Consider the following 25,505-nt stretch of genomic DNA (forward strand, 5'->3'; position numbering starts at 1 on the left):
TATGTTTCAGACGGCATCTTATTTTCAGTAAGAAAGTATCAGGCGGATTCAGCGGTCTTTATAGCGGCTGCTGCCTTTTCCGGTAAAAGAACCATTGTTTGGGCGTTTGCCTTTAAAGCCTTCGCCGCCTTTTTTGAAACCGTCGGATTTCTTGAAACCGTCTTTCTTAAAGCCGTCTTTTTTGAAACCGTCTTTTTTGAAACCGTCTTTTTTATGGCCTTCTCCGCGTGAATTTCCGCCGAAGCCTTCTTTACCCGGTTTCTTATCGCCGCGCCAGCCGCCGGATTTTCTCTCGCCCCAGCCGCCTTTGCCTTTCGGCTTGCCGCTTGCGGATTTGCGCTTGCGGGTCGGTTCCATGCCTTCGATGGTCAGCTCAGGCAATTTGCGGCCGATGTATTTTTCAATTTTGTGTACTTTGACGTATTCGTTTACTTCGGCAAAAGTAATCGCGATACCGGTACGGCCTGCGCGACCGGTACGGCCGATGCGGTGAACGTAGTCTTCCGCCTGTTTCGGCAGGTCGTAGTTGATGACGTGGGTAATGGTCGGTACGTCGATACCGCGTGCGGCAACGTCGGTGGCAACCAAAATTTTGCAGCGGCCTTTACGCAAATCCATCAGCGTGCGGTTGCGCCAGCCTTGCGGCATATCGCCGTGCAGGCAGTTGGCGGCAAAACCTTTTTCGTACAATTCATCCGCGATGACTTCGGTCATGGCTTTGGTGGATGTGAAAATCACGCATTGGTCGATGTTGGCGTCGCGCAGGATGTGGTCGAGCAGGCGGTTTTTGTGGCGCATATCGTCGCAGTACAGCAGCTGCTCTTCGATTTTGCCTTGGTCGTCCACGCGTTCGACTTCGATGACTTCAGGGTCTTTGGTCAGTTTGCGCGCCAGTTTGCCGACTGCGCCGTCCCAAGTGGCGGAGAACAATAAAGTCTGACGGTCGGTCGGAGTGGCTTCGACGATGGTTTCGATGTCGTCGATAAAACCCATGTCCAACATACGGTCGGCTTCGTCCAAAATCAGCACTTCCAAACGGTCAAAATCGACTTTGCCGCTTTGCATCAAGTCCATCAGACGGCCCGGAGTGGCGACAATCAGGTCAACCGGTTTGCTCAGGGCACGGGTTTGGTAGCCGAAAGATGCGCCGCCGACGATGCTGACGGTTCGGAACCAACGCATATTTTTGGCATACGCCAGCGCGTTTTTCTCGACTTGCGCCGCCAATTCTCGGGTCGGCGTTAACACCAACGCGCGCGGGCCTTTGCCCGGTTTTTCGCTGCGTTTGGTCAGCCGCTGCAACGTCGGCAGCAGGAAGGCGGCGGTTTTGCCGGATCCGGTTTGCGCCGAAGCCATAATGTCGCGGCCTTCCAAAGCAAACGGAATGGCTTGCGCCTGAATCGGGGTCGGACTTTCGTAACCCTCGCTGCTCACGGCGGACAAAATGTTTTTATCAAGGTTCAAATCGGCAAATTTAATAGACATAGCTATCCTAAAGAGACAACAACGCGCACGTCTGAACGGTTTTCAGACGACCTGAAGCAAAGGAAAGTAACGATACGGAAAATGTGAAGTTACAGGGTTGTCGCAAGCATCTTGCTTGTGGTTAACATCGACGACAACCTGCACAGAAAGGCTTGGCAAATATGCAAGCAATAAAAGAAACGCGCCCGAAACGGCGGTTTAGGTTGGAAGACGATGGCTTCGTATAAAAAGGCGAACGGCCGATAATATAGATTTTATAGACAACGGTCAAGCAAAAAAGCATCAAGTGCGTTAAAATCCAAACCCTTCCCAATACTCATTCAGGCCGTCTGAAACCATGACCGACATCACTCCCTTCGCCAATCGCTTAGGTAAAAACATCAAACACCTCATGAAATGGGCGAAACGCAACGGCATCGAAGCCTGGCGCATTTACGACCGCGACATCCCGCAATTCCCCTTCGCCGTCGATGTTTACGGCGACCAAATCCACCTTCAGGAATACGATACCGGCTGGCTGATGCAGCCCGAAGAATACGAAGCATGGCTTACCGAAGTATTGGAAGCCCTCGCCTTCGTTACCGGCTTTGCGCCCGAACAAATCCACCTCAAACGCCGCGAACGCCAAAAAGGTTTGCAGCAATACGAAAAAACCGGCAAAACCGGCGACGATTTCGTCATCACCGAAAACGGCCGTAAGTTTTGGATCAACCTCGACAAATATCTCGACACCGGCCTTTTCCTCGATCACCGCAACACACGCAAAAAAGTCGGCGAAACCGCAGCGGGCAAACGCTTCCTCAACCTGTTTTCCTACACTGGCAGCTTCACCGTCTATGCAGCCACCGGCGGTGCGGTATCCAGCGAAACTGTCGATTTGTCCAACACTTATCTCGATTGGGCGAAACGCAATTTCGAACTTAACGGCATCAGCCCCGAACAACACCAAATCGTCCGCGCCGATGTGTTCCAATACCTGCAAAACGCCGCCGCCGAAGGCAAACAGTTTGATCTCATCGTCATGGATCCGCCCAGCTTCTCCAACAGCAAAAAGATGCTCGACATTCTCGACATCCAGCGCGACCACAAAAAACTGATTGACGGCGCGATGAACCTGCTCGCATCAGACGGCCTTTTGTATTTCTCCAACAACTTGCGCAGCTTCGTCTTGGACGACTCGGCATCGGAACAATACACCGTCAAAGACATTTCCAAACAATCCGTTCCCGACGATTTTCGCAACAAAAAAATCCATCAGTGTTGGGAAATCCGCAAAAAGGCTTAAAACAAAAAAAGCCGCCGGATTAAATTCCGGCGGCTTTTTTTCATATTGCCGTTAGGCGATGGAAGCCTCAACAAAGGCAGTCAGCTGACCTTTTGCCAATGCGCCGACTTTGGTAGCGACGACTTCGCCGTTTTTGAATACCATCAGGGTCGGAATACCGCGTACGCCGAAACGGGACGGGGTGACTTCATTGTCATCGATATTGAGTTTGACCACTTTCAGACGGCCTTCGAATTCGGCGGCGATATCGTCCAAAATAGGGGCAATCATTTTGCAGGGGCCGCACCAAGGAGCCCAAAAGTCCAGCAGGACGGGGGTATCTGCATTTAAAACGTCTTTTTCAAAAGCGGCATCGCTGGTGTGTACAATCAATTCGCTGCTCATCAAATTTTCCTTTTAGGTTTGGATTAGTGGGATAGTGTGCAGAATAGGGCTTGAACACAAAAATTTCAAGGGGGATGTTCGGATAATAGTTTTTTTGTACCGTCCCCATCGTCTTTGCAAATTCAGCCGACGGCACTGGTTGCATTATATTTCTGAAAATTACTTTTATTATCAAAATGTAATAAATATGTTTGAGACTGTACAGAAGCGCGCGGGCGGTGTATGCTTTGTTCAAATAGATTCTTAAAATATGAATGTTAAAAATAAACCCTAAAACCCTATAAAAGGAACCCTGCCATGACTGATTTTTCCGTTTGGGAAACTGCTCCCTTTGGTGCGACTGTTGATCATATCCTGCAACGCTACCACAATGTACACCGTGCACAATTTGAAGAATTGGTGCCGCTGGCGCAAAAAGTGGCCCAAGTTCATGCCGATACTTTTCCGGCGGAAATTGCCGAGCTGCTTGCCTATATGCAGAACGAACTGCTGATGCATATGATGAAAGAGGAAAGGATGCTGTTTCCGATGATTAATCAGGGTGTCGGTCGGGGTGCGGCGATGCCCATCAGCGTGATGATGCACGAACATGAAGAACACGACCGCGCCATCGCACGGCTCAAAGAGCTGACCGATAATTTCCAAGCGCCTGAAGGAGCCTGTGGAAGCTGGACGCGGCTTTACGCTTTGGCCAAAGAAATGGTGGAGGATTTGAACGACCACATTCATTTAGAAAACGATATTCTGTTTGCCCGCGTACTCGATTCTTAAGGGATAGGAGTCGGATATTTCAATGCCGTCTGAAATACGGTTTTCCGTTTCAGACGGTATTTTCATGTTTCAGCCAAGCAATTCGGGCGGAATGCGGCACACGGGAATCGGGTTGATTTTGTGCTGCATGGCGCGGTGAAGCCGCGTATAGATTTCCAGAACTTCGCGCTGCCGCCCTTCAAAATCTTCGGGTTTGCGCGTGCTGTACACGCCCATTGCCCACTCCAGTTCGGGATAGCTTGCGCCCATCTGTTCCTCGTCGGTGCGTTCCGTATCCCACAGGCCGTCGGTCGGCGGGGCTTTTTGAATCGCCTCGTCCACGCCTAATGCTTCGGCAAGCCGGTAAACCTGCGTTTTGGTCAGGTCGGCAATCGGGCTGATGTCCACGCCGCCGTCGCCGTATTTGGTAAAAAATCCTACGCCAAAATCTTCAATTTTATTACCTGTCCCTGTAACTAGCAGTCCGTGTATCTGCCCGTAGTAGTACAGGGTCAGCATACGCAGGCGGCTTCTGGCGTTGGCGAGGGAAAGCGGCTGATTGTCAAATGCCGTCTGATGAGCGCCGACGGTTTGTTCAAAGGTCTGGAAGGTGTCGGTCAGGTCGACCGTTTGTGCGCTTACATTGGCATATTGCCGTTGCAGATTGCGGATGTGCAGCCTTGCCCGCTCAAGCTGGTCGGGGTGTTGGCGTATCGGCATATCCAGAAGCAGCGTGGGGCGGCCGGTGCGGGCGGCGAGTGCAGAGACGACGGCGGAATCGATGCCGCCGGAAACGCCTACGACGAATCCTTTTACATTTGCCTGAGCGGCGTATTCGTCCAACCATCGGGCGATATGTGTGATAACCGCTTGCGTATCCATGGTTCCTCCTGTCGGAAATACCCGCATCATAGCTTGTCGGCGGTTCAATTTGAATAGATTGCAGGCAAATTTATGAACATTTTTTCTATCCTACGCTTAAAAAAGTCATATGGAAAAAAGCGGCCGCCAAGGTGGTGCATGTTATAATATTGTTGACAATTTAGACGGTTTAATGCCGCCTTAGACTTCAAAATATATTCATATTTTTTACTATTTGATTGATTCGATGTCTGATTTTTTTCATTCTGACGTGTTGTCTGTTTCCGAGTTGAACGCATTTGCCAAAAGTCTTTTGGAAAACCACCTTACCGGTTTGTGGATTGCCGGCGAAGTGTCCAACCTGACCCGTGCCGTCAGCGGACATTATTATTTCTCGCTCAAAGACAGCCGCGCGCAGGTGCGTTGCGCGATGTTCAAAGGTGCGGCGGCGCGTTTGGCGAAGCCTTTGAAAGAAGGCGACCATATTGAGGTATCAGGAAAAATCAGTATTTATGAAGCGCGGGGCGAATTTCAAATTACCGTGAATGAGGTGCGGCTTAAAGGTTTGGGGCAGCTTTACGAAGCCTATGAGAGATTGAAAGCACAATTGCAGGCGGAAGGCGCGTTTTCAGCGGAACGCAAAAAACCGTTGCCTGCCCGTCCGCAATGTATCGGCATCGTCACCAGCCTGGCAGCGGCGGCTTTGCGCGATGTCGTGACCACCTTAAACCGCCGCGCGCCCGAAATCCCCGTTATCGTTTATCCGACACCTGTTCAAGGCACAGGCAGCGAGTTACAAATCGCACAAGCGATTAAAACCGCATCGCAACGCGCCGAATGCGACGTGTTGATTGTCTGTCGCGGCGGCGGCAGCATTGAAGATTTGTGGGCATTTAATGAAGAGCCGGTCGTACGCGCCATTGAAGCCTGCGCGATTCCAATCGTCAGCGGCGTAGGCCACGAAACCGATTTCACGCTTGCCGATTTTGTTGCCGACGTGCGCGCACCGACACCGACCGGCGCGGCAGAATTGGTCAGCCCCAACCGCCAAGAATCGCTACATCGTCTAGCCCAGGCGCAAGTCCGTCTGAAAATCGTTTTGGAACAACGCTATTTCGATGCCAGCCAAAAACTCGACTGGCTGGCGCGGCAAATCCGTCATCCGCGCCAAAAACTCGACGAACAGCGCACCTACATCCACAAACTGGCGCAAACCCTGTCTTACTCGATGACGCAAAACGTCCGCGCCCACACTGCCCGTTTCGAACACCAAACCCAAGTCCTGCAACATTACCGTCCTGATGTTTCCGTTTACCGGCAAGACATCGACCGCTTTCAGACGACCTTGTCGCACGCCTTCCGCCAGCTGCTCGCCCGTCGCCGCCAAAGTCTGGCTGCCCAAGCTTCCCTGCTCGAAGCCGTTTCGCCGCAGCACATTCTGGAACGCGGCTTCTCCGTCGTCAAAAATACACGCGGACAAGTCATCCGTAACGCCGATGTTTTGAAACAGGGGCAGAAGCTGCACATTACCTTCGCCGACGGAGAAACCGACGTGCGCGTAACCAAAGAACAAGGGCAGCAGGACTTGTTCGACTTCGCCTGAACCGTTTATTTTAGTTTTCACCGTGTTTTACTGACAGAAAGAGGATGTTATGAAGTTTTTAGACCGTGAGGCAAGCATTGCCAAGCCGGGTTTCAACCGCTGGCTCGTGCCGCCCGCAGCATTGGCGGTGCACCTTGCCATTGGGCAGATTTACGCCTATTCCGTATTCAACGCGCCACTGACCAAACTTATCGGTATAACCGAATCGGCGGCCGGAGATTGGAAGCTGACGACCGTAGGTTGGATTTTCAGTATCGCACTCGCGATGCTGGGTGCGTCGGCCGCCCTGTTCGGCACATGGATGGAACGGGTAGGGCCGCGCAAAGCCATATTTGCCGCCGCCTGCTGCTTCAGCCTGGGCTTCTTCGTATCCGCATTCGGCGTGAGTACGCACAACCTCTTCCTGCTTTATTTGGGCAACGGCGTCATCGGCGGCATAGGCTTGGGTTTGGGCTACATCGGGCCGGTTTCCACATTGATGAAATGGTTTCCCGACAAGCCGGGTATGGCGACCGGTTTGGCGATTATGGGTTTCGGCGGCGGCGCAATGCTGGCCTCTCCGCTTTCCGTATCACTGATGAACGCCTTTTCAAACGCCACTTCAGTCGGGGTTGTTGAAACCTTTGCCGTATTGGGCCTGCTTTACCTCGCACTGATGATGTTCGGCGCGTTTACCATCCGCGTACCTGCCGACGGCTGGAAACCTGAAGGCTATACCGCGCCGAAAACGCAAAACAAGCTGGTCAGCAGCAATCATGTCAACGTGTCCCAAGCCATGAAAACGCCGCAATTTTGGCTGTTGTTCTGGGTATTGTGCCTGAACGTAACTGCCGGCATCGGCGTATTGGGTCAGGCATCCGTGATGATTCAGGAACTCTTTTCCGAAACCTCCGTAGGCAGGCAGGCGGCAGTCGGCGCAGGTGCGGCGGCAGGCTTCGTCAGCCTCCTTAGCCTGTTTAACATGGGCGGACGCTTTTTATGGTCGAGCGTTTCCGACAAAATCGGACGCAAAAACACCTACACCATCTTCTTCGTACTCGGTTCGCTGCTGTATTTCGCCGTTCCCTCCATCGGCGAGGGCGGCAGCAAAGCCCTGTTCATCATCGGCTTTTGCGTGATTATTTCCATGTACGGCGGCGGATTTGCCGCCATTCCCGCCTACCTGAAAGACCTGTTCGGCACCTATCAGGTCGGTGCGATTCACGGGCGCATCCTGCTGGCCTGGTCAACCGCCGCCGTCATCGGCCCGGTACTGGTCAATTACATACGCCAAAGCCAAATCGACAGCGGCATACCGGCGGCACAGGCATACAGCGTAACCATGTACATCATGGCAGGCCTGCTGATTATCGGTTTGTTGTGCAACCTCGCCGTTAAATCCGTACACGAAAAACACCACGAAAAAGACATCAAGACAGCCGCACACAGCGGCAACCCCGATGACGAAACCGCCATATCCGACGCTTACCTTGTGGGTGAAAAAGTTTCCGGCGGCGGTATATCGGTCTGGTGGCGTTGGGCATTGGCCGTCATACCGCTCGCCTACGGCGTGGTGATGGTCTTTGTCAAAGCACTCGACCTTTTCTCCTGAAAACGCCCGAATAAAATGCCGTCTGAAACAGCAGATGTTTCAGACGGCATTTTGTTTCAGGCCGGGTTGTCTTGGTTGGGAAGGGAATGTACTGTGTTGTCGGTGATGCCGTCTGCGTTTTGGCTTTCTTGGGGGATTTGGGGTTTGAGGAGACGGAACAGTGTTTGTCGGATGGCGGTTTCGATGCGCTTGCGTACGGATAGGAGGATGAGGAAAATCAGGATGAATAGGGCGGTAAAGATGAAGAGGCCGTACAGATAGCTGCCCAGCAGTTGTCCGATAAACAGGGAAAGGCTGAACAAGGCGAGGATAAGGGTGAAAATGCCGGTCAGTCCGGCAGTCAGCCAAAACAGTATGGTCGCAGCCCGTTCGGCGGTTTTGCGGGCAAGTGCTTCCTGTTTTTCGTGAACCATGCCGGTAAGGGGGTTGACGGCGTAGGTTTTGATTTTGTGTTTGAGGTAGTCGAACACGGGGCATCCTCGGCATTATGGGGACATTATGCCGTCTGAAGGTGTGGCGTTTCAGACGGCATTTTTATTTTCAGGCTTTTTTGCGGCGGCGTTCGCCGGGCAGCAGCATGTCCGCCCATTTGATGATGTTGGCGACTTCGGCGGGGTTGAGTTCGTAGAACTGTCCGCGTTTGAGGCGGTTGGGCAGTCCGATGGGGCCGAAGCCGACGCGCACGAGGCGGCTGACGGTGAGGCCTTGGCTTTCGAATATGCGGCGCACTTCGCGGTTGCGGCCTTCTTTAATTACGACGTTGTACCATTTGTTCGCACCTTCGCCGCCTTGTTCGTAGATGCGTTCGACTTTTGCCAAGCCGTCTTCGAGCATCACGCCTTCTTCGGTGAGGCTGCGCATTTGTTCGGTGGTCAGTCCGCCCAGTACGCGCACGGCGTATTCGCGTTCAACTTCGAAGCTGGGGTGGGCGAAACGTTGGACGAGTTCGCCGGAGGTGGTGAGAATCAGAAGTCCGCTGGTGTTGATGTCCAAGCGTCCGATGGCAACCCAGCGGCTGCTGGCAGCCTGCGGCAGACGGTCGAAAATGCTGACGCGGCCTTGCGGGTCGTCGCGGGAAACGATTTCGCCTTCTTGTTTGTAATACAGGATGATGCGCGGCAGGCGGTCGGCCCATTTGAGTTTGATGATGCTGCCTTTGACGGTAACGTGGTCGTCGGGGGTGACTTTGTCGCCCAGTTGCGCGGTTTTGCCGTTGACCGTTACCCAGCCGTTGTTGATCCATTCTTCCATTTCGCGGCGCGAGCCGACGCCGGACGCGGCAAGCACTTTTTGCAGGCGTTCGGGTTCCATGCGCGACAGGTCGCTGCGGCGTTCTTTCAAATCGCGCGCGTGTTCCATAATTTTTTGGTTGGGATTGCGGACGACGAGTTTTTTGGCTTTGGCGGCGCGCTGTTTGGGGACGTTTTGAGGCTTGATGCCGTCTGAAGCTTTTTGTCCGTAAGGTCGGGATGCAGTTTTGCCCGTTTCGTCTTTGGGATGGGCTTTGCTTTTGAAAGGTTTGGCGGTTTTCTTGGCAGACGGGGCTGCGCCGTCTCGCCATTGGCGTTTGCTGGTGGGCTGTTTGGACATAATTTTTCCTAACTCGCCTGATAAGGCGGTTCTTCTGCGGCGTGTGCGGCAGGACGGGTTGATAAAATGCCGTCCTCAGTCGGACGGTTCGATATTGTACCTTATGCGGCGTGTTTGTGGATGAAATCGTTGTGTCCTGAGGTTTGGAGAAGCGGGACAAAGTTTGTGCAACGGTTGAAATCGGTTTGCGTGCGGGAGTAGAATCTTTCAAATGACAAGAGGAGCGGTAAATGGATTTGCACAATATTCGGGAAGATTACAGCAAACGGGAATTGTCGGAAGGCGATTGCGCCGACAATCCGATCGAGCAGTTCGAGCGGTGGTTGGACGAGGCGGTACGCGCACAGGTTAACGAGCCGACGGCGGTCAATGTGGCGGCGGTCGACGGACGCGGCAGACCCAACAGCCGTATGGTGCTGCTGAAGGAAGTTAATCCTGAAGGTTTTGTTTTCTTTACGAATTATCACAGCCGCAAGGGGCGTTCGCTGGATGCTCATCCATTTGCGGCGATGACGTTTTTTTGGCCGGAGCTGGAGCGTCAGGTGCGCGTGGAAGGGCGTGTTGAAAGGCTGGCGGAGAAGTTGTCGGACGAATATTTTGAGAGCCGCCCGTATCAGAGCCGTTTGGGTGCGTGGGCAAGTGCGCAGAGCGAGGTTATTCCGAACAAGGCGGTATTGGTGGCAAAGGCGGCGGCGGTCGGACTCAAACATCCTTTGCACGTGCCGCGTCCGCCGCATTGGGGCGGCTATATTGTGATTCCCGATTTGCTTGAGTTCTGGCAGGGCAGACCGAGCAGGCTGCACGACCGCATCCAATACCGTTTGCTAGATGGCGGCTGGATACGCGAGCGGCTGTCGCCTTGAACAGGAAAAAACATATGCCGTCTGAAAACCGGAATCGGGTTTCAGACGGCATTTTTTCATGGGAAAAATATGGACGGGAAGTTTTTTATGTTCCGAACGGAAAGCCCGAATCTTCTTTATACCGGGGAATTATGATGCGGACGGCGTGAATGCGTCGGAGAAAAACAAGTTTTCCGGCAGCTTATGCTGTTGCACAAACAGATTTTTTGCTTGTTCGGTCATGACAGGGGAACCGCAGGCAAATACTTCGTATTCCGACAGGTCGGGGTGGTCTTGTGCTGCGATGTCTTGTACGTGCCCTTTTCTTCCCTGCCAGCCCTCTCCGGGGCGGGACAATACGGGGGTGAAGCAGGCGTTTTTCAGACGGCATGCCAACTCTTGTGCTTCTTCGAGGGCATACAAATCATCTTGATGACGCGCGCCCCAGTAGAAATGGACGGCGCGGCTGCTGTCTTGGCGGATAAGGTCGAGCAGGATGCTGCGGATGGGGGCGTAGCCTGTGCCGGTTGCCAGTAGGATGACGGGTTTGCCGCTGTCTTCCTGCAAGGTAAACGAACCGAGCGGGCCTTTAACGCGGACGATGCCTTTTTCTTTGACTTTGGGTTCGCTGCCGAAAATCATTTCCGAGCAGACACCGTTTTCGCGCCTGCGGATGTGCAGTTCCAAAATGCCTTCTTGGTCGGGCGAATTGGCGATGGAGTAGCTGCGGCTGACGTTGCCCGGCAGCAGTAAATCAATGTATTGCCCGGCGTAGAAGGTAAACGGCGGGGCTTTGGGCAGGGCAAGTTTCAGGAGGGCGACATCGTGTTTGAAAATAATACTTTCGATGCGTGCGGGCAGGGTGCGGACGGGTAGGGCATCGGCTTTGTAGCCGGGGATGTTGATGCTGATATCGCTTTGCGCAGTGGTGCAGCACATCAAAATCTTGCCTTGCGCTTTTTCTGCTTCGGATAAAGCCTGTTCCGAGTGTCCGCCCATTTGAATATCGCCGCTGACCAGTTCGGCTTTGCATTGTCCGCAGACACCGCTTTTGCAGGAATGGGGCAGATTGAGGTTTTGACGGGCGGCAGCGGCCAAAACGGTTTCACCGTCGCCGGCGGCAAAGGTGGTTTGGTCGGGCAGTGTAATGGTGTGGTTCATGTCTTGGTATGGTTCGAGCAGATTAAGTTAAAAGGCCGTCTGAAAGCTTATTTCCTGTTTTACCTTCGTTGGAACTTTGCTTTCAGACGACCTGTGTGATAACGGATTAAGCCAGTTTGGCTTTAATCAGTTCTTGAACTTGTGCGGGATTGGCTTTGCCTTTGCTGGCCTTCATCACTTGCCCCACAATCGCATTCAGGGCTTTTTCGTTGCCGGATTTAAACTGTTCCACGGCTTTGGCGTTGTTGGCCAGCACTTCGTCCACCATGGCTTCAATCGCGCCGGTATCGGTCATCTGTTGCAAACCGTGTTTTTCGATGATTTCGGCAATGGTGGCTTCGGGTTCTGCCCACATGGCTTCAAAGGCTTTTTTTGCTAACTTGCTGCTTAATGTGCCGTCGGCGATTTTGCCAACCAGCGCGGCGAGGCGCAGGGCGGTAATCGGGCTGTCGGCAAGTTCCATGCCTTCTTTGTTCAGCGTGGCGGCGAGTTCGCCGATCATCCAGTTGGCAGTCAGCTTGCCTTGTCCGCTCTCTTTGGCGGCTTCTTCAAAATAGGCAGCCTGCACGCGGCCGGTAGTGAGCAGGCGCGCGTCGTAGTCGGATACGCCGTAGTCCGCCACGAAACGCGCCACCATTTCTTTTGGCAGCTCGGGCATTTCTGCTTTGGCTTTTTGCAACCGGTCGTCTGAAATGATGACGGGCAGCAAATCTGGGTCGGGGAAGTAGCGGTAGTCGTGCGCGTCTTCTTTCAAGCGCATCACGCGGGTTTCGCCTTTTTCAGGATCGAACAGCATGGTTGCCTGCTGTACTTTGCCGCCGTCTTCCAAAATCTCGATTTGCGCTTCCACTTCGTAATTAATTGCCTGCTCCAAGAAGCGGAAGGAATTGAGGTTTTTAATCTCGCGGCGCGTGCCGAACTCTGCTTGGCCTTTCGGGCGAACGGATACATTTGCGTCGACGCGGAATGAACCTTCCGCCATATTGCCGTCGCAAATGTCCAGCCAGGTTACTAAGCTGTGTAATGCCTTGGCGTAGGCAACGGCTTCGGCGGCCGAGCGCATTTCGGGTTCGGATACCACTTCCAACAGCGGCGTGCCGGCGCGGTTCAGGTCGATACCGGTTGCGCCGTTCAAGCCTTCATGCACGGACTTACCTGCGTCTTCTTCCATGTGCGCACGGGTTACGTTGATGGTTTTCACATCGTCGCCGACTACGATTTCCAATTTGCCGTGTTCGACAATCGGTAAGTCCAACTGACTGATTTGATAGCCTTTTGGTAAGTCGGGATAGAAGTAGTTTTTACGGTCGAACACGTTTTTCTGATTGATTCTCGCATCTAAAGCCAAACCCAATTTGATGGCCTTTTCAACGACTTCCCGGTTCATTACCGGCAGTACGCCCGGCAGCGCGCATTCCACTACGCTGGCGTGCGCGTTGGGTTCTGCGCCGAATGCGGTCGATGCGCCGCTGAAGATTTTGGATTTGGTGTTCAATTGGACATGGATTTCCAAGCCGATTACGGTTTCCCAGGTCATGTTGAAGCTTTCTCAAACAAATTTCTGATTAATGGAATTCTCGATATCATCGAGCATTTGATGGCGTTTCCTATACATCGAACGTTTTTTGCTCTCTATTTCTGCTTCTGATTTCCTAGGGAAGCTTTGCGGAAGAGACCAATAACCGTTGCTTAGTTTTTGTCCTTGGACAGACTGCCAAAACTCATTGTAATTAATTAACACCCTTTTTTTTAATTTCCAGCGGATTTTAACATGATGTTCCTGTGAAATCCCAAGCAGGCTGTTAATCCCAAAACGCGTGGCCAGCAGTTGTAAAACAATGATCATGAATTGCTGCGGGCGCAGGCCGTACATGGTTTTGGTTAAAGAGCGCACGATGTCTTTTGCGTCTTCACCGGCGGGGCCCTGTACCGAAGTAATGAGCAGCCCGTTGTCTTTTGTGAAAGCAAATGTCGACGTGTAAAGGCGTTTTCCTGACTCGTCCCTTAAGGAAACAGCCCAAAAACCTTCATTGCTGCAGAGGTCGTTGCGATTCAGCTGCAAGGTTAAATGATCGGTTATTTGGGCTAAAACATAAGGTTGTTCCTGGTTGAATTTCTCAATTACAGAAGAACCGAATAATTTCTCCGCCCTTGTCAAATCGGTGATTAATGCCTCCAAACGGTCTGATGCAAAGATAAACCTCTTGTCCAAGTAGGTATGTATCAATGGATAGCTTACTGCTGCAAACTTTTGGAAAAAAGTGCGCCAGCATGGGGAGGCATTGATGAAGTTTTCAAATTGTTTAATTTGAGGAAGCGCGGCCAAGCAGCGTATTCTGAATTTTAAATGCTTAAATCCATAATACGAAGAGGTTGTAAATATTTCCTTAAAACGGGGAAAGGTATAGGGGGTCGTCATAAGTGTCCAACATAAGCATAATTGTTTACGGAGTATTACAGCGTGCAAGCGATATGCACGGTGTAAGAATTATTCCATATAACCTTTTCAAATTGTTTTAAATTCCGGAGGACGGAATTTTTTAAGATGATTTTATTTACAGGTTTTTTGATGCCAATCGCTGTTGAGTTGGATTTGGTGTGCCGCACCGAGTATTCGGGCTTCGGAGAAATAGTTGCCGATAAGCTGAACGCCGATGGGCAGTCCGCCGCCGCTGAAACCTGCAGGCAGGGTCAATGCTGGCAGTCCGGCGAGGTTGACGGCGATGGTGTAGATATCGCTCAAGTAGGTTTCAACCGGCGAAGAATCCGCTCCGATTTTGGGGGCTGCAGTGGGTGCGGTTGGCGCGAGGATGAGGTCGCACCGTGCAAATGCCGTCTGAAAATCATCGGCAACGAGGCGGCGCAGTTTTTGGGCTTTGAGATAGTAGGCATCGTAGTAGCCGTGCGACAGTACATAAGTGCCGATCATGATGCGGCGTTTGACTTCGCTGCCGAAACCTTCGGCGCGGGTTTTGCCGTACATTTCTTCCAAATCGCCGAATTGGGCGGCGCGGTGTCCGTAGCGCACGCCGTCGTAACGTGAAAGGTTGGTACTGGCTTCTGCGGAGGCGAGGACGTAGTAGGCGGGAATGGACAGCTTGGTTTGCGGCAGGGAAACTTCGACCAATTCCGCGCCTTGCGCTTTCAGCAAATCAATGGTGTTTTGCAATGCCGTCTGAACATCGGGGCTGTTGCCTTCGCTGAAGTATTCTTTGGGCAGACCGATTTTCAAACCTTTGAGCGGTTGGTTCAAATCGCGGGTGTAGTCTTCTTTTTCGCGCTCTAGGCTGGTGGAATCTTTGGGGTCGAAACCTGCCATTGCATTCAACAGAATCGCGCAGTCTTCGGCGGTTTGCGCCATCGGGCCGGCTTGATCGAAGCTGGAGGCGTAGGCGACCATACCGAAGCGGGAAACCGTGCCGTATGTGGGTTTGATGCCGGTAATGCCGCAGTGCGATGCGGGTTGGCGGATAGAGCCGCCCGTGTCCGAACCGAGCGCGGCAGGGGCGAGGCGCGCGGCAACGACGGCTGCCGAACCGCCGGACGAACCGCCGGGTACGTGCTCAAGATTCCACGGATTTTTGGTTGCGCCGTAGAACGAGGTTTCGTTGGTAGAACCCATGGCAAACTCGTCCATATTGGTGCGGCCGAGCGTTACCATGCCTTCGTCGAGCAGGTTTTGGACGACGGTGGCCGTGTAGGGGGAGATGAAGTTGTCCAGCATTTTGGAGCTGCATGCGCTGCGCCAGCCGGTTTGGCAGAAAATATCCTTGTAGGCGACGGGTACGCCAGTAAGCGCGGAGGCGTTGCCCTGAGCGATGCGTTCGTCGGCGGCACGGGCTTCTGCAAGGGTTTTATCTTGGTCGATGGTGATATAGCCGTTGAGGGCGGGATTTTTTTCGGCGATGGCGGCAAGGTATGCGCTTGCCAGTTCGACGGCGGAAATCTGTTTGGACTGCAACAGGACGCTTGCCTGTTTCAATGTGTATTGTGTCATAAATCTTCCATCCCTAAAGGGTTTCAGGCGGTATTTCTGATGCCGTCTGAAGCATATTCGGATTATTCTTCGATAACTTGCGGTACGATATACAGACGGTTACGTACTTCCGGTGCGACTGCCTGATATTCGGCGGCGCGGTCGGTTTCGGTTACTTCGTCTTCACGCAGGCGCAGGGCGGCTTCGTAAGGATGCGCCATCGGTTCGATGCCGTCTGTATTGATGTTTTGCATCTGTTCGACCATAGAGAAGATGTCGTTCAATTCCTGAAGAGACTTTTCTTTTTCTTCGGAACTCAGGTGCAGTCGGGAGAGTCGGGCGATTTTGTCTACGTCGGCAAGTGTCAGTGCCATGAAAAGAATCCTTGTCTGATGGCAAAGAAACCATCGTTCGGGTATGATGGGGTGTATTGTTCGAATCTTTAATTATAACGGAAAAATCTGTTGTAGCGGCAATTCGCGGCATCGAATGCCTGCCGCACATGTGTGAAGACGGAGGAGGATTATGGGATTGGGTGTGGAAATCGGCAAGCTGATTGTGGCTTTGTTGGTGTTGATCAATCCTTTCAGCGCATTGTCGATTTATCTTGACCTGACTCACGGACACAGTACGAAGGAGCGCAGAAGGGTTGCACGGACGGCCGCCATCGCCGTGTTTGCCGTGATTGCGGTATTTACGTTGACCGGCGGTATGCTGTTGAAGGTTTTGGGAATCAGTGTCGGTTCGTTTCAGGTCGGCGGCGGAATTTTGGTGTTGCTGATTGCCATTTCGATGATGAACGGCAACGACAATCCGGCAAAGAAAAATATCGGCGAACAGCGTGATGCGGAACATACCCATGTCGGACGCAATGCCAAGGCGATTGCCGTCGTGCCCATCGCCATACCGATTACCATCGGCCCGGGTGGTATTTCAACTGTGATTATTTATGCATCGGCGGCTAAAACATACGGCGATATCGCGCTAATTATTGCCGCAGGTTTCTTGGTCAGTGCCATCTGTTACGGCATTTTGATCGTCGCAGGCAAAATCAGCAGGTGGATGGGGGTGACGGGGCTAACGATTTTAAACCGTATTATGGGTATGATGCTGGCGGCGGTATCGGTGGAGATTATTGTATCGGGACTAAAAACGATATTCCCGCAACTGGCAGGTTGATCAGATGTTTCACAGTGTCAATGTATTTACGGGCGAAACGCTTTACCGCCGCCCCGCTCAAGATTATGCGGAGTTTGAACGGCAACTGGCGGATTTGAAAATGCGCGGCAGGGCGTTCGCACAATTGGGCGTAACCGAACGTGCCGCGCGTTTGAGGCGGTTTGCCGACCGTTTGGAGGCGGAGAAAGAGCGTTTTGCGGAAATGGTGTGTGAGGAAGTCGGCCGCTGCCTGCACGAATGCCGCGCGGAAATCGGCAAGTCTATCGAGCTGATACGTTATTACGCCCGCCTTGCCCCCGAACTGCTCGCCCACAAAACCATTGCGACGCAGGCGAGCCTGAGCCAGGTAAGGTTTGAGCCTTTGGGCGTCGTGTTTGCCGTCATGCCGTGGAATTACCCCGTCTGGCAGGTATTGCGCTTTGCCGTACCTGCCGTTTGCGCGGGCAATGCGTGCGCCGTCAAACCTGCACCCAGCGTGGCGCGCGTCAGTCAAGCACTGTTCAATTTGGTTTCAGACGGCATTCCTTTGGCAGGCGCGTGGCTGGATGAGGCGGACACGCTCAAGGCGGTTGAAGATACCGATGCGATGGCGTTTACGGGTTCGACGGATACGGGGCGCATCCTTGCGGCACACGCGGGCACAAACCTCAAGAAAACCGTGTTGGAGCTCGGCGGCAGCAACGCCTTTATCGTTATGCCCGATGCCGATTTGGCGCGTGCGGCCGCAGAAGCCTGTTATTCACGTTTCCGCGATGCGGGGCAATCGTGTAACGCCGCCAAGCGCATCATCGTAACCGAAGCCGCAGCCGATCGTTTTATCCCGCTGTTTCTTGCCGAATGTGCCAAATTGAAAATGGGCGACCCCAAACATCCCGATACCACGCTTGCACCTCTGCACCGAGAAGATTTGCGGAACCGGGTTCACGGGCAGGTTGAAGATGCCGTTTCAAACGGCGCGGTATGCCTGACCGGGGGCAAAGTTCCACAGGGGCAGGGATGGTTCTACCCCGCGACTGTTTTAGACAGGGTAAATCCTGCCTGCCGGGTTTGGCATGAAGAAGTATTCGGGCCGGCCGCCCTGATTTTGCGTGCTGCAAACGAAGATCATGCCATCGCCCTTGCCAATGATTCCCCGTTCGGGCTAGGTGCCTGTATTTATACCGCCGATACTGACCGAGCATGGCAGTTTGCCGAGAAAATACAGGCGGGATCGGTGTTTATCAACCGCCATACCAGCAGCGATTTGCGCCTGCCTTTCGGAGGGGTTAAAGATTCCGGTTACGGGCGCGAATTGTCCGAATTTGGGCTGTACGAGTTCGTCAACGTTAAAACCTACTGGCAGAAATAAACAAACCCCGTGCCGTTTCAGACGGCATGGGGTTTTCGATGAGGCTGCTCAACGGCAGTATTTGTTCACATCGTTATTGTATTTCCGAATCAAATCATCCCTGTTTTTTGCATTCGAACTCCCTACCGATTTCAGGTTCATTTTTGAAATCCTGCAGTTTTCTTCTTTGTTTTGCCGCTCGAATTCGGCAACTTTTTTCTTTTCTTCCTCGATCTGCCTGTTTTTCTCGGCGATATCTTTTTCTTGTTCTTTCATGTCGGCAGAAATTTTTTCAGCAGCAGGTTTGACCGGCTTGGCTGCCGGCCTGGTCTGACGCGTCCTCAGGTTTACGATTTGGCTTTGGTCGGGATGGAGCTGTTTCGGCACATCCGAATAACTGTTGCCTCCACCGTCTTTCCAGGTAAAGACGGCGGCTTCGGCAGATGGTATGAGCAGGAAAGAGGCGAGGGTAAACATGATGACGGATAAAGAAAAGTTCATCGGGGTTTCCTTAAGGGTTGACTGCCGGGGCAGAATCAGGATTGGTCTGGCGGTGTCTTTTCCAGGTTGGGTGGAAGTAAGGAAGGAACCTCGCCTTATGTTTTGTATATTGAAATACAATGTATTCCCATAAATATCATTTGAATATGGTTATGCTACCGTATATTTCGACAAAGAAAAAGAAAATTGCAGGATAGTGCGCATAGGAATCGTCTTGATGAGCGTGATTCTGTCTTTGACCTGAATCGGTCGGATGTAAGTTGTCTGCGGTATTTGGTATCTTAATTTACGGGATGCCGTCTGAACGCTTTTAAGAGGGTTTCAGACGGCATTTTGTTTAAACCGGTTTATTTGCGTTGCAATATAGCGGCAAAGAAGCCGTCGGTTTGGTGTTCTCCGGAGTTGAGGCGCAGGTATTTTCCGGTATCCAAATCAACCTTCAGGCCTTGCAGCAGTTCGGCGCAGTTGACGAGTTCAAATTCGGGATGTTCGGACAGGAAACGTTCGACTTGCAGTTCGTTTTCTTCCGGCAACACGCTGCAAGTGGCGTAAACCAAGCGGCCTTGCGGTTTTACCAGTTTGGAGGCGGCATTGAGGATGCTGTGTTGCTGTGCTAAAAGGTTGGCCACGGTCTCGGCGGATTGGCGGTATTTGAGGTCGGGATTGCGGCGCAGCGTGCCTAAGCCGGAGCAGGGCGCATCCACCAACACGCGGTCGGCTTTGCCTGCCAGTCGGGCGATACGGGTATCGTGTTCGCTGCTGATGCGTTCGGGGTGGATGTTGGTCAGTCCAGCTCGGGTCATGCGCGGTTTGAGGTTGGCAAGGCGTTTTTCGGCAATGTCGAAGGCGTAGATTCTGCCTTTATTGGCCATTTGCGCACCGACAGCCAAGGTTTTACCGCCGGCTCCGGCACAGAAATCGACAATGATTTCGCTACGTTTTGCGCCTACCAATAAGGCAAGCAGCTGGCTGCCTTCGTCTTGGACTTCCAGCGTGCCGTCCAAAAACAGTTCGTGTTTGTTAAGCGCGATTTTGTTTTTCAGGCGGATGCCCCAAGGCGAATAAGGCGTTGCCTCTGCATCGGCCCTTTCAGCTTGCAATAATGGCAGCACTTTATCTCGTTTGCCTTTCAAGGTATTGACGCGGATGTCGAGCGGGGCAGGTTGGTTGATGCTGCGGCCGAAGGCGAGGATTTCTTCTTCGCTCCAATGCTGTTGCAGCTGTTCCACCAGCCATTGCGGCAATTCTGCGGCGGTATTCAGGCCGTCTGAAAATTCGGTTTTACGGGCTTTCAAATTGCCGAGGAACTCTGTTTCTTCTTCATCAAGCAGGTCTTTGATTTGGCTGATGTTGGTGCTTCTGCCGAGAACCAGTGCGGCGAGTGCGGCTTTGCGCGGCTGCGCGTGCGGACGGCGCAGGGCGGTACTGATTTTTTGATAGTGGCGCAGCGCGGCAAAGGCGGTTTCGGCGATTTCGTGGCGGTCTTGGCGGCCGAGCTTTTTGTGTTCGCGGAAATAGGCGGAGAGGACGGCATCGGAAGGCTGTTTGAAAGTCAGCATTTCAGCCAAAACTTTGGCAGTATGGTCGAGTTGTGCGGCGTTCATAATGTAATGGGTTTCTCTTAAAGTGGGTAAATGGTTTCAGACGGCCTTCATGATGCGTTCGATTTCGTGCCAAAAGCCGTCGGGGCGCAATTCCAAAATGGCAATCAAACCATTGTCGATACGGCGGATTTCGGTTGCGTTCAATGTTTCGGTTTCGGCAACACGCGCAGGCGCGAGGTAGGCCATACGGTCGAGCAGGTGATAGCGTGCTTCTTGGCGTTCAAACCCGTATTCCGCCCAATCTTGAATATAGACGCCGCGCCAGCCGTATGGATTAAGTGGCGGCTCAAAAGCATGGAAATCTTGTGGAAAAAATCCGATGCCGCGCACGGTGGAAGCAGGAAGCGGATTTTCAGGCAGACCTTGTGCGGCTAAGGTTGCTTTGCCTTGCGGCGTATGCAGCAGCTGGGATTGCTGTACCAGTTTGGCGGCTTTGTCCGTCAGCGTGTCTTTAGGGTTGAGGCCGCGCAGGTTTTGCACTTGGTCTCCGCCGTAGTATTTACACGCCAGCTCGATATGGTAGGGCTGTTGGTTGAGGGAAGCGACAAAATCCGCGGCGCCTAAAGTTTGGCCGTCTGAAAAAACGGGCAGATTGTATGCGTGCAGTTTGGCGTGCGGCGCGTTGGCAAACCAAAAAGCCAGCAGTTCTTCGGCATAAATGCCGAGACGATGTCCGAACAGGGCGCGTTGGGCGAGGTAATCCGTCAGCCGCGTGGGATCGGCATCCAATGCCAAAAGGTAACGGAAACCGTGTTCTCCCAGTAGTTCTCGCACGCTCAATTCGCAGCCGCTTTGCCACAAAGGCGGCGCAGTCAGCAGCGAGGCAAGGTCGCGGACGGGTTGGCTGGTGAGTTTCCACCATAATGCGTCTAGGGCGTAATTCATGCTTATCCGAATATCAGTCATGCCGTCTGAAAAAGCTTGTAATGTTTTCAGACGGCCTTAATCAGTCTTTTTTATGGATACGGTGGCTGACGGTATTGAAAAAACCGCGCAGGATGTCGATGTCTTCGGTTTGCGTGTTGGCGCGTCCGAACAGGCTCTGCATACGGCGCATCAGGCGTTCTCCGTTGCGGCGGTTGAAAAAGCCGATGTCGTTCATCACGCTTTCCATGTGGGCGACCATGCCTTTGATTTGCTCGTTGGTCGCGGCGTGGTCTTCCTGTTGCAGATGGGTCATGGGCGAATCGGTTTGACTGAAGATTTCGTAGCACACGACCTGCACGGCTTGGGCGAGGTTGAGCGAGAAATAGTCGGGATTGCCGTTGATGGTCATCAGTCGGTTGCAGGCTTGGACTTCTTCGATGCTCAAACCGAAAGTTTCGTTACCGAAGACCAGCGCCACTTTCTCGCCGCGGTTGGCGGCCTGTAGTAATTCGGGCACCAAATCGCGCGGGGTTTGCAGCGGCGCAGTAATTTCGCGGCGGCGGCTGGTCAGGGCGCAGGCGATGGTGGTGTCGGCAAGGGCTTCGTCCAAAGAGGCGGCAATGGTGGCATTTTCCAAAACGTCTGCCGCGCCGGAAGCGAGGATGAAGCTTTCTTCCGGTAATTTAAACGATTGCGGATGCTCCGGATCGAACACGGGCGGATTTTCCGTCATCGGCGTTGCCATCAGATTGGGGGCGACGATGGTCAGATTGTGCAGGCCCATTGTTTTCATGGCGCGCGCGGCGGAGCCGATATTGGCGGGATGGCTGGTGCGCGTGAGGATGATGCGGATGTTGTCCAGATAAGCGGGCAGGGCGGGTTTTTCGGAAGTCATGTTTTGTTTTCTGTTTGTACGGGAATCAGGTATAATGCACCATCTTTTTGTTTTCAGACGGCCTTTTTCCATGCCGTCTGAAATGTTCTTTAACAGCATCGGAAACGATTAACAGCCTCTTGTGTGCCTTGTTCGGCGCATTCGGGCGTATTTTACCTGAATTAGGAAGAAAACCATGAATCCGTTTTTAAATACCGCTTTCAAAGCCGCCCGTAAAGCAGGGCAAATGATGATTCGCGCCGCCGGCAATCTGGATGCCGTCAAAGTAGACAGCAAAGCATTCAACGACTTCGTTTCCGATGTTGACCGCAGCTCCGAGATGATTTTGGTGGAAGCGCTCAAAGAAGCCTATCCGCACCACAAAATCACTTGCGAAGAAGGCGGCTCCCACGGTAAAGCCACCGCCGAGTACGAATGGATTATCGACCCGCTCGACGGCACAACTAACTTCCTCCACGGCCATCCTCAATACGCCATCTCTATGGCACTCTTGCACAAAGGCGTGTTGCAAGAAGCTTTGGTGTACGCACCTGAGCGCAACGACGTGTACATGGCTTCCCGCGGCAAAGGCGCGTTGCTTAACGACCGCCGCATCCGCGTTTCCAACCGCATCGAATTGAACCGCTGCCTGATCGGTACCGGCTTCCCTGTTGTCGATCAAAGCATGATGGACAAGTATCTGGCGATTTTGAAAGATTTCTTGGCCAAAACCGCCGGCGGCCGTCGTGAAGGCGCGGCTTCTTTGGATTTGTGTGCCGTTGCGGCCGGCCGTTTGGACGGTTTCTTCGAGTTCAACCTCAAACCTTGGGATATTGCCGCCGGTGCATTGATTGTCCAAGAAGCAGGCGGTATCGTTACCGATATGTCCGGTGAGGAAGCTTGGTTGGAAAGCGGCGATATTGTGGCTGCCAATCCTAAAGTATTGGCGCAGATGCTGAAAATCATTTCCGCGCATGTTTAAATTTCAGCCCTTTCCCGGAAATACGGGAAAACGGGCGGGTATGCCGTCTGAAGTATCGAGCCGATATTTCAGACGGCATTTTTATTGGTAATAGGAGCAGGAAGGTGGAAACGGCTAAATGCCCAAAACTGCCGAGGATGGAAACCCATATCTAATTAAACGGAGAACCCTGTGCAATTTGTCCATTTCCCGCTCAGTCGTTTAAATGCAGTTTGATGGAAGCTAAATCGACTGTGGCAGAAAACAGACAACGGGGTATAAAAAATAAACCAAGTTTTAACAGTCAGATAACTTTGACCCATAAAATTTTTCAGGAATAGTTTTGATTATCAAATATAATTTCCGAACCAAATATCTGACAAGTTTGTTTATTTTTATATTTATTCCTTAATACTTAAAAAGAGAGCGTTTTCATGAACAAAAAACTTGCCTTAATGCCGCTGTTGATTTTGAGCGCGTTTTCATCTACCGCCGACAATGTTCCGCAGCAGGGCGAACTCGGACAGGTTCATGTCCGTGCCGATGCCAAACGCGTTAAAGCCGCCCGTTCTTACTCCATTGCCAGCGACGGCGACTTGCGCGACCGCGTGAACTTGGGCGTATTGGGCAAAGCCAACGCCTTTACCGCACCGATTACCGTCGTCAACTATGACGAACAAGCCCTCAACAACACCGAAGCGCGTACTTTGGTGGATGCCGTAGCGAAAAAAGACGCTTCCGTTTGGCAGTTCGGCGGCGAAAGCAACACGCTGACCGGTCTGTATTTCCGCGGTTATCAGCTTGATGCGCGCCAATTCAGCGTCAACGGTTTGGCAGGTATGTACGGCACGCAAGGCACGGCCAGCGTGCAAGTCGGATCCGCACAACTGATTAAAGGCGCGTCCACTGCCGTAAACGGCATGGACCCCGAAGGCGCGGTATCCGGTTCCGTCAATATCGAAACCAAAAAAGCCGCCGATGAAGGCAACCGCAAAATCGGTTTGGGCTGGTTCAGCAACAACCGCGCCCAAGGTACGTTCGACTTGGGCCAACGCTTCGGCGAAAACAAAGAGTTCGGTGTGCGCGCCAACGGCAAACTGCGCCACGGCGACACTCCGCGTCACGGTTACAGCGAAGACAACAAAGAATTTGCCTTGAATGCTGATTATCGCGGCGAAACACTGCGCGTGGCGTTTGATTCCATCTACGCGAAACGCAAAACCAACGGCGGCCGCGCGCGTATGCAGGATATTCAAAACGCCAACGGACGCTTGTTTGACGCGCCTGAAGGCAAAGTGAATCTGGCACCGAGCTGGCAGGCTCAAAACACGCGCGGTCAGACCAATATGCTGACTTTTGAATGGGATGCGTTTGAAAATGCCCAAATTACAGGCGGCATCGGCTACAACAATGCCCGCTATTACGGCAATTTCGCCTCTCCTACCGTTACAAGTAGCGGTTTGACTTACAATTCCGGTCGCGCGCGCCTGACCGACCAGCGTTTCAAAACGCTCAGTATGAATCTGACTGCACGCGGCGAATTTGAAACCGGTCCAGTGAGCCACAACTGGAGTGCCGCATTTGACCGAATCGACCGCAAACGTACTACTTATCAAGGCGCACGCCAGACTCAAAACCGCGTTATTGATCCGAGCCTTGATATTCCGACTCAACTAGCGAAATTGGATTCCAACTTAGGCAGCGCTTGGAGCCCAACCCCTTCATTGGATACTGTGATCAAAGTAAACAGTTTGGCGGTATCTGACACGCTTGGTTTTGCCGACAATAAATACCGTCTCACTTTGGGCGGACGTTTTCAAGCCGTCGAACAGAAAAACAAACTGAACGGCCGCAAAGCAGATGCGAGCCGTTTCAGTCCGATGTTAATGGCGGCATGGGTTCCACAGCCTGATTTGGTGGTTTACGGAAACTATATGGAAGATTTGGAGCCGTCCGACATCCGTGCCGATGACGACGGTCATGTAACGATGGCAGATCCGCGTGTCAGCCGCCAATTTGAAGTCGGCGTACGCAAAAACTGGGGCGACTTTGTCACCACTTTAAACGCGTTCCAAATCAAACGCCCGGGCTACTGGCGCGGCAACACGACTTCAGGTACTGATTTCGCAGCGCGCAAAAATGCAGGCTTGGTTTATAGCGGTTCCGAACAAGGTATGGAACGCAGCCGCGGTATCGAGTTCAATACCTATGCCAACTTGTTGAACAAAACCCTACGTCCGACTTTCGGTCTGATGTATCTGCAATCAACCGTAAAAGATTATCCGAATTTCGCCGACAATCTGGTTAACGGCGTACAAGTCACCAATCCGCGCGTGATTGCCAAAGCGGGTGTGGAATGGGATGCACCGTTTGCCAAAGGCTTGACTTTAAACGGTAATGTTTCGTATTTCGGCAAGTCTTACCAAGACACGCAAAAACAATACGTCCTCCCGTCCTACACTTTGGTTGACGTAGGCGCGCGCCACAAAACCAAGCTGGGCAAAAATACTTTGACCGTCAGCAGCTCGGTGGAAAACCTGTTCAACAAAAACTATTGGCAGATACAGCGCGGCCAATACGACCGCAGCTTCGCCGTCGTCGGTATGCCGCGCACTTACTGGCTGAAAGCGGAATTGGATTTCTGATTTCTCCGCATCCGGAAAA

At 52.7% G+C, this 25,505-nt stretch carries 23 protein-coding genes; 9 read left to right on the forward strand and 14 right to left on the reverse strand.

The features are described 5' to 3' along the window. Positions 1-48: 48 nt before the first annotated feature. Positions 49-1,485, reverse strand: a complete 1,437-nt coding sequence (locus DQM57_RS03050; protein ID WP_111726781.1) for a DEAD/DEAH box helicase — start codon at positions 1,483-1,485, stop codon at positions 49-51. Between the two features lie 337 nt (positions 1,486-1,822). Between DQM57_RS03050 and DQM57_RS03055 the strand changes: the two genes are divergently transcribed. Next, positions 1,823-2,770, forward strand: coding sequence for a class I SAM-dependent methyltransferase (locus DQM57_RS03055; RefSeq protein WP_111726783.1), 948 nt, complete (start codon positions 1,823-1,825; stop codon positions 2,768-2,770). 51 nt (positions 2,771-2,821) lie between these two features. Here the strand turns inward: DQM57_RS03055 and trxA are convergent, their stop codons facing one another. Beyond that, positions 2,822-3,154: a thioredoxin TrxA gene (gene trxA, locus DQM57_RS03060; RefSeq protein WP_111726785.1), complete on the reverse strand. Its 333-nt coding sequence runs from the start codon at positions 3,152-3,154 to the stop codon at positions 2,822-2,824. 297 nt (positions 3,155-3,451) lie between these two features. Between trxA and dnrN the strand changes: the two genes are divergently transcribed. Next, entirely contained in the window at positions 3,452-3,925 is a 474-nt protein-coding gene (dnrN, locus tag DQM57_RS03070; RefSeq protein WP_002229581.1) for an iron-sulfur cluster repair protein DnrN, read from the forward strand. Positions 3,926-3,994: 69 nt separating this feature from the next. Here dnrN and nadE read toward each other — a convergent pair whose 3' ends face one another. Then, positions 3,995-4,816 (reverse strand): NAD(+) synthase, encoded by an 822-nt coding sequence (nadE, locus tag DQM57_RS03075; protein WP_111726787.1) that lies wholly within the window; start codon positions 4,814-4,816, stop codon positions 3,995-3,997. A gap of 196 nt (positions 4,817-5,012) precedes the next feature. Here nadE and xseA point away from each other — a divergent pair, with 196 nt between their 5' ends. Next, complete coding sequence (gene xseA, locus DQM57_RS03085) at positions 5,013-6,368, forward strand: exodeoxyribonuclease VII large subunit (protein WP_111726791.1); 1,356 nt, start codon at positions 5,013-5,015, stop codon at positions 6,366-6,368. 49 nt (positions 6,369-6,417) lie between these two features. Further along, a complete protein-coding gene (locus DQM57_RS03090) occupies positions 6,418-7,959 on the forward strand; it encodes an L-lactate MFS transporter (protein ID WP_111726793.1) in 1,542 nt (513 codons plus the stop codon). A gap of 56 nt (positions 7,960-8,015) precedes the next feature. Here DQM57_RS03090 and DQM57_RS03095 read toward each other — a convergent pair whose 3' ends face one another. Both DQM57_RS03095 and DQM57_RS03100 read right to left on the reverse strand, forming a co-directional pair. Beyond that, a complete protein-coding gene (locus tag DQM57_RS03095; RefSeq protein ID WP_111726795.1) occupies positions 8,016-8,429 on the reverse strand; it encodes a hypothetical protein in 414 nt (137 codons plus the stop codon). A gap of 70 nt (positions 8,430-8,499) precedes the next feature. Then, complete coding sequence (locus DQM57_RS03100) at positions 8,500-9,549, reverse strand: pseudouridine synthase (protein WP_167395526.1); 1,050 nt, start codon at positions 9,547-9,549, stop codon at positions 8,500-8,502. A 230-nt stretch (positions 9,550-9,779) separates the two neighbouring features. Between DQM57_RS03100 and pdxH the strand changes: the two genes are divergently transcribed. After that, positions 9,780-10,412 carry a pyridoxamine 5'-phosphate oxidase gene (gene pdxH / locus DQM57_RS03105; RefSeq protein WP_111726799.1) on the forward strand — a complete coding sequence of 211 codons (633 nt, stop codon included), beginning with the start codon at positions 9,780-9,782 and terminating at the stop codon, positions 10,410-10,412. 129 nt (positions 10,413-10,541) lie between these two features. Here pdxH and DQM57_RS03110 read toward each other — a convergent pair whose 3' ends face one another. The 5 genes from DQM57_RS03110 to gatC all read right to left on the reverse strand — a co-directional run bounded on the left by DQM57_RS03110 (position 10,542) and on the right by gatC (position 15,902). Continuing rightward, entirely contained in the window at positions 10,542-11,552 is a 1,011-nt protein-coding gene (locus DQM57_RS03110; protein ID WP_111726801.1) for a 2Fe-2S iron-sulfur cluster-binding protein, read from the reverse strand. A gap of 106 nt (positions 11,553-11,658) precedes the next feature. Next, positions 11,659-13,089 carry an Asp-tRNA(Asn)/Glu-tRNA(Gln) amidotransferase subunit GatB gene (gatB, locus tag DQM57_RS03115; RefSeq protein ID WP_111726803.1) on the reverse strand — a complete coding sequence of 477 codons (1,431 nt, stop codon included), beginning with the start codon at positions 13,087-13,089 and terminating at the stop codon, positions 11,659-11,661. A 12-nt stretch (positions 13,090-13,101) separates the two neighbouring features. Beyond that, positions 13,102-13,971: a VirK/YbjX family protein gene (locus DQM57_RS03120; RefSeq protein ID WP_111726805.1), complete on the reverse strand. Its 870-nt coding sequence runs from the start codon at positions 13,969-13,971 to the stop codon at positions 13,102-13,104. Between the two features lie 132 nt (positions 13,972-14,103). After that, positions 14,104-15,549, reverse strand: a complete 1,446-nt coding sequence (gene gatA, locus DQM57_RS03125; protein ID WP_111726807.1) for an Asp-tRNA(Asn)/Glu-tRNA(Gln) amidotransferase subunit GatA — start codon at positions 15,547-15,549, stop codon at positions 14,104-14,106. 62 nt (positions 15,550-15,611) lie between these two features. Continuing rightward, positions 15,612-15,902: an Asp-tRNA(Asn)/Glu-tRNA(Gln) amidotransferase subunit GatC gene (gene gatC, locus DQM57_RS03130; protein WP_003674613.1), complete on the reverse strand. Its 291-nt coding sequence runs from the start codon at positions 15,900-15,902 to the stop codon at positions 15,612-15,614. A gap of 151 nt (positions 15,903-16,053) precedes the next feature. Here gatC and DQM57_RS03135 point away from each other — a divergent pair, with 151 nt between their 5' ends. Then, entirely contained in the window at positions 16,054-16,707 is a 654-nt protein-coding gene (locus tag DQM57_RS03135) for a MarC family protein (RefSeq protein WP_111726809.1), read from the forward strand. Positions 16,708-16,711: 4 nt separating this feature from the next. After that, positions 16,712-18,055, forward strand: coding sequence for an aldehyde dehydrogenase family protein (locus tag DQM57_RS03140; RefSeq protein ID WP_111726811.1), 1,344 nt, complete (start codon positions 16,712-16,714; stop codon positions 18,053-18,055). 48 nt (positions 18,056-18,103) lie between these two features. On the opposite strand, the gene DQM57_RS03145 is transcribed toward DQM57_RS03140, so the two are convergent. The 4 genes from DQM57_RS03145 to DQM57_RS03165 form a co-directional block, all read right to left on the reverse strand. Further along, positions 18,104-18,535: a DUF4124 domain-containing protein gene (locus DQM57_RS03145; protein WP_111726813.1), complete on the reverse strand. Its 432-nt coding sequence runs from the start codon at positions 18,533-18,535 to the stop codon at positions 18,104-18,106. A 347-nt stretch (positions 18,536-18,882) separates the two neighbouring features. Further along, positions 18,883-20,139, reverse strand: coding sequence for an RsmB/NOP family class I SAM-dependent RNA methyltransferase (locus tag DQM57_RS03155; protein ID WP_111726815.1), 1,257 nt, complete (start codon positions 20,137-20,139; stop codon positions 18,883-18,885). Between the two features lie 36 nt (positions 20,140-20,175). Further along, entirely contained in the window at positions 20,176-21,045 is an 870-nt protein-coding gene (locus tag DQM57_RS03160; RefSeq protein WP_111726818.1) for a DUF1853 family protein, read from the reverse strand. A 40-nt stretch (positions 21,046-21,085) separates the two neighbouring features. Continuing rightward, positions 21,086-21,901 carry an RNA methyltransferase gene (locus DQM57_RS03165; RefSeq protein ID WP_111726820.1) on the reverse strand — a complete coding sequence of 272 codons (816 nt, stop codon included), beginning with the start codon at positions 21,899-21,901 and terminating at the stop codon, positions 21,086-21,088. 175 nt (positions 21,902-22,076) lie between these two features. On the opposite strand from DQM57_RS03165, the gene DQM57_RS03170 reads away from it, so the two are divergent. After that, the gene (locus tag DQM57_RS03170; RefSeq protein WP_108043902.1) at positions 22,077-22,862 is read left to right on the forward strand and encodes an inositol monophosphatase family protein; all 786 of its coding nucleotides are present in this window, start codon (positions 22,077-22,079) and stop codon (positions 22,860-22,862) included. 413 nt (positions 22,863-23,275) lie between these two features. After that, on the forward strand, positions 23,276-25,486 hold the full coding sequence (locus DQM57_RS03175) for a TonB-dependent receptor (RefSeq protein WP_111726822.1): 2,211 nt from the start codon (positions 23,276-23,278) through the stop codon (positions 25,484-25,486). The last annotated feature ends 19 nt before the right edge of the window (positions 25,487-25,505 follow it).

The sequence above is a fragment of the Neisseria cinerea genome, assembly GCF_900475315.1.
GTDB classification, from domain to species: Bacteria; Pseudomonadota; Gammaproteobacteria; order Burkholderiales; family Neisseriaceae; genus Neisseria; species Neisseria cinerea.